Source organism: Actinomadura rubrisoli (assembly GCF_004349215.1).
GTDB lineage: Bacteria > Actinomycetota > Actinomycetes > Streptosporangiales > Streptosporangiaceae > Spirillospora > Spirillospora rubrisoli.
In genome coordinates, this window is the sequence record NZ_SMKU01000556.1 from 1 (window position 1) to 3534 (window position 3534).

At 66.9% G+C, this 3534-nt stretch carries 5 protein-coding genes; 2 read left to right on the forward strand and 3 right to left on the reverse strand.

What is annotated here, in order from left to right; translation table 11 throughout:
• On the forward strand, window positions 1-298 hold a 298-nt coding region (locus tag E1298_RS45195; RefSeq protein ID WP_131903528.1), incomplete at its 5' end, for a winged helix-turn-helix domain-containing protein.
• Entirely contained in the window at window positions 295-1470 is a 1176-nt protein-coding gene (locus tag E1298_RS45200) for a sensor histidine kinase (RefSeq protein ID WP_131903529.1), read from the forward strand. The genes E1298_RS45195 and E1298_RS45200, both read left to right, overlap by 4 nt.
• Here the strand turns inward: E1298_RS45200 and E1298_RS45205 are convergent, their stop codons facing one another.
• Genes E1298_RS45205 through E1298_RS45215 form a run of 3 tightly spaced genes read right to left on the reverse strand, consistent with a single transcriptional unit; the run spans window position 1471 to window position 3456 of the window.
• The gene (locus E1298_RS45205) at window positions 1471-2616 is read right to left on the reverse strand and encodes a methyltransferase domain-containing protein (RefSeq protein WP_131903530.1); all 1146 of its coding nucleotides are present in this window, start codon (window positions 2614-2616) and stop codon (window positions 1471-1473) included.
• Window positions 2613-2807 carry a hypothetical protein gene (locus tag E1298_RS45210; protein WP_131903531.1) on the reverse strand — a complete coding sequence of 65 codons (195 nt, stop codon included), beginning with the start codon at window positions 2805-2807 and terminating at the stop codon, window positions 2613-2615. The genes E1298_RS45205 and E1298_RS45210 overlap by 4 nt, the downstream gene beginning before the upstream one ends.
• Before the next feature lie 34 nt (window positions 2808-2841).
• On the reverse strand, window positions 2842-3456 hold the full coding sequence (locus tag E1298_RS45215) for a DUF5753 domain-containing protein (RefSeq protein ID WP_207945244.1): 615 nt from the start codon (window positions 3454-3456) through the stop codon (window positions 2842-2844).
• Window positions 3457-3534: the final 78 nt, after the last annotated feature.

Below are 3534 nucleotides of genomic sequence, written 5' to 3' on the forward strand. Positions count from 1 at the left end.
GCTACCGCCCACCCTGGCATGCGGGGACATCACCCTCGATCCGGCCCGCCGCGTCGCGTCCCGGGCCGGCCGGCGCCTTGAGCTGAGCCCCAAGGAGTTCGCCCTGCTCGAATGCCTGCTCGCCGCGCCCGGCCTGGTCGTCTCCGCCGAGGAACTCCTCGAACGCGTCTGGGACGAGGCCGCCGACCCCTTCAGCAGCGCCGTCAAGCACACCATGCACCGATTGCGGGCCAAGCTCGGCGACCCACCCGTGATCGAGACCATCCGCGAAGGCGGCTACCGCATCGGATCGGCATGACCTTCCAGCGGCTTGCCGGAAGGTCGTTGCAGACGCGGCTCGCGCTCGCCTACGCGGCGGGCGTCTACGCCGCCGGGGTCTTCGTGCTCGTCCTCGTCCTCGTCCCGCTCGCCAGCGTCGATGCGGCCGCACCCAAGGGCCGCCCCTCATCGGGGGTGACCACGGGGGCCGGGCGCGGGATCAGCCTGGCCCAGCTCCTCACGGGATCCGCCGTCGCCCTGGCCGTGCTGATCCCCGTCGCCCTCGCCATCGGCTGGTTCGTCGCCGGCCGGTTCCTGCACCCGCTGCGCGCGATCACCGCCACCGCCAAGGACATCTCCGCCGGAAACCTCCACCGGCGCCTGGACCTCGGCGAGCCCACGGACGAGCTGACCGAGCTCGGCCACACCCTCGACGACCTGTTCGCCCGGCTTCAAGCCTCCTTCGACGCCCAACGCCACTTCGTCGCCAACGCCTCCCACGAGTTGCGAACCCCCCTCGCCGGGCTGCGCACCCTCCTCGAAGTCGCCCTCGCCGACCCGGGCGCCGACACCGGCACGCTGCGCTCGGTTTGCCAGGAGGCCCTCGCCCTCGGCGAACACCAGGAACGGCTCGTCCGGGCACTGCTCGTCCTCGCCACCAGCGAGCGCGGAATCTCCCGCTGGGAGACCCTCGACCTCGCCCAAGTCGTCGAAGGAGTACTCGCCTCCCGCCGCGACCAAGCGACGGAGAGAGGCATCGACCTCGTCGAACGCCTGAATCCCGCGGTGACGGCCGGGGACCCGAGACTGATCGAAAGCCTCATCGCCAACCTCATCGACAACGCCATCCGCCACAATCGCCCAGACGGGCATGTGGAGATCACCACTCAGACCGCCGGCACGCAGGTGACCCTCACGGTCACCAACAGCGGGCCGGTCATCCCCGACAGCCAGATCCAGCGCCTCTTTCACCCCTTCCAGAGACTGGCGCCCGATCGTCACGGCCACGGTCTGGGTCTGGCCATCGTCAATGCCGTCACCCAAGCCCACCACGCCACCCTCACCACCAGCGCACCCCCCAAAGGCGGCCTTTCCATCACCGTACAGTTCGGGCCTAGCGGCGACGAGCGAGCGATCGTACCGCCCAAGCGCAGCCCCACCCTCTCCGCCGACTCGCGACGAGTCGACGAACCGGGCTCTCGGCTCACGTGATCACGTGATCACGTTCTCAGGCTGGTCGATCCAGACCTGTTGCCCATCGGGAGTCACGGTCAGGCCGAACCGGCTGAGGTCAGGTCGGCCCCAGGACACCCACGTGAAGTAGGCGGCGGTCACTTCGTCCCATAGCCGCCGCTCTCCGTGCTGCTGCACCTCGAACACGTTCTCGTGCTCCGCGAATGTCGCGATGGTCCAGCACTCGGGGTCGTTGCCATCGAACAGCCACAGGGCGTCGTCCGGACGCCGTGCCGTCACACCAGGGGCGAGTACGGACATCACCAGGTCGGCCGCCGCAGGTGCGTAGGCAATGGTGCGCGGGTTGATCCTGGTGGACTCGCCGTCCTCGGTGGACCACTCGGCAGGGTGATCAGTGACGGGCCGCTGAGAGCGCATGTACATGTAGCCGCTCGTACCAGGGAACCGACCGATGCCGGTTCCGTCCGGCAATACTTCGACCTGAGCCAGCACACCCCAGCCCAGCCAGCTCCCGAACGGACAGACGATGGTCCCGCCTGGCCGAGTCTGCTCGACCCACGGGTATGGGATCTCCTGCACAGAACAGGTGACATGGACCCGGTCATAAGGCGCGCTATCGGGATATCCCTGCGCGCCGTCCTCGGTAACCAGCTCGGGCATGTCCTCTGTCCCGAGGGCGGCCCGTAGGTTCACCTCTGCTTGCTTGGCCAGTTCCGGGTCGATCTCTACGGTGGTCACGTGTCCGCCATCGCCCGCGCGGTGTACGGTCAGGGCAGCGGTGTAGCCGGTCCCGGTACCGATCTCCAACACCCGGTGGTCGTCGTCCAAGTCCAGGTGCCGCAGGTTGTAGAGCACCCCCGACAGGGCAGACAGCGACGACGACGCCTGCCCCTCGCCGGTGGTGTGATCGGTGGTTCCGTCGTCGGCCTGCGTGACGATCGGGGCGTCCGAGTAGACGGCGTTCCACCACTCGTCCGGACGGGCAGCCCGGTCGATGCTGTGTGAGCCGCCCTTGATGAACACCCAACCGCGATCTGGCACGAACAGGTGCCGGGGCACGCTCCGGACGATGTTCGCCCACTGGGAGGCCGGGTCAGGCAGGTAATCCTTGGCCTCCATGGAGGTGATGAGCGCTTCTAGCCGCTCGTCCACCGGGTCGCTCACTTCTCACGCTTCCCGCCACCGTCCGGTGGCATGTCGGGGTTGGGCGGTGGCGATGGCTTGGGGTTGGGGGGTTGCGGCTTCTCGCGCTTGCCCATGGCCGTGGTCTCCAGGACGGACAGGAATACGCGACGCTCGCCCATCGGAGCAGGGGTATCAGCCGTGGCCCGGGTGTGGGGCTTGTCGAGGCTCATGCGCACAACGGTAGGGAGCTACCTTGGTATGGGGCTAGGGACTTTCCTGTTGAGGCAAGAACTCGTCTCTGATCTCCCCGAGGAGATTCCTCATGGATTGGCCTGAAAGCGCTGACTGTGACAACCGGTTGAACGTCTCCAAGTAGAGGGCTACGTCTCGGGGATCACGAGTGGTGACCTCGGCATGGAACAGTTCAATGGTCACCAACCGCTGATCAAACATGCAGAATGCCGACGTTGCGAACCGGTCCACCTCGACGGACAGAGGTAGGACTTCCAGCCGGACGCTCGGGAGCCGTGACAGGGACATCAAGCGGTCAAGCTGGGTAACGACGATGGGGCCTGAGCAGAAGCGCCACCGTAGAGCGCCCTCAGTGATCAGGAAGTGAAACGACTTCCCCGAGCCGTACAGCGCTTTCTGCCTGCCCAGCCGCTCGGCGGCAGTGCGCGCTATGACGTCCCTGCTCAACTCGTGCAGCGCCAGGACGGCATGGATGTACTCGGGTGTCTGGAGCAGGCCGGGAACCAGAGTCGGTTGGAAGAGCCTGAGCGTGGTTGTCTGGGCCTCAATGAGGTTTTGCCAGTGACTTTCAGCGGATTCGGCGGTGTTCGAAGAGTGTGAGGACGTGGGCGGCGCGTACGAGGTCACCGATTCTGCTGGGGCTGAGAGTGGTGTGTTTGAGTGCGGTCCAGCGTTCGGTCAGCAGCGCGAAGCCGCGTTCGCCGC

What these genes read in the sequence shown, in the direction of transcription:
- E1298_RS45210 (WP_131903531.1), bottom strand. Translation starts at nt 2,807, where the DNA reads ATGAGCCTCGACAAGCCCCACACCCGGGCCACGGCTGATACCCCTGCT.
- E1298_RS45200 (WP_131903529.1), top strand. Translation starts at nt 295, where the DNA reads ATGACCTTCCAGCGGCTTGCCGGAAGGTCGTTGCAGACGCGGCTCGCG.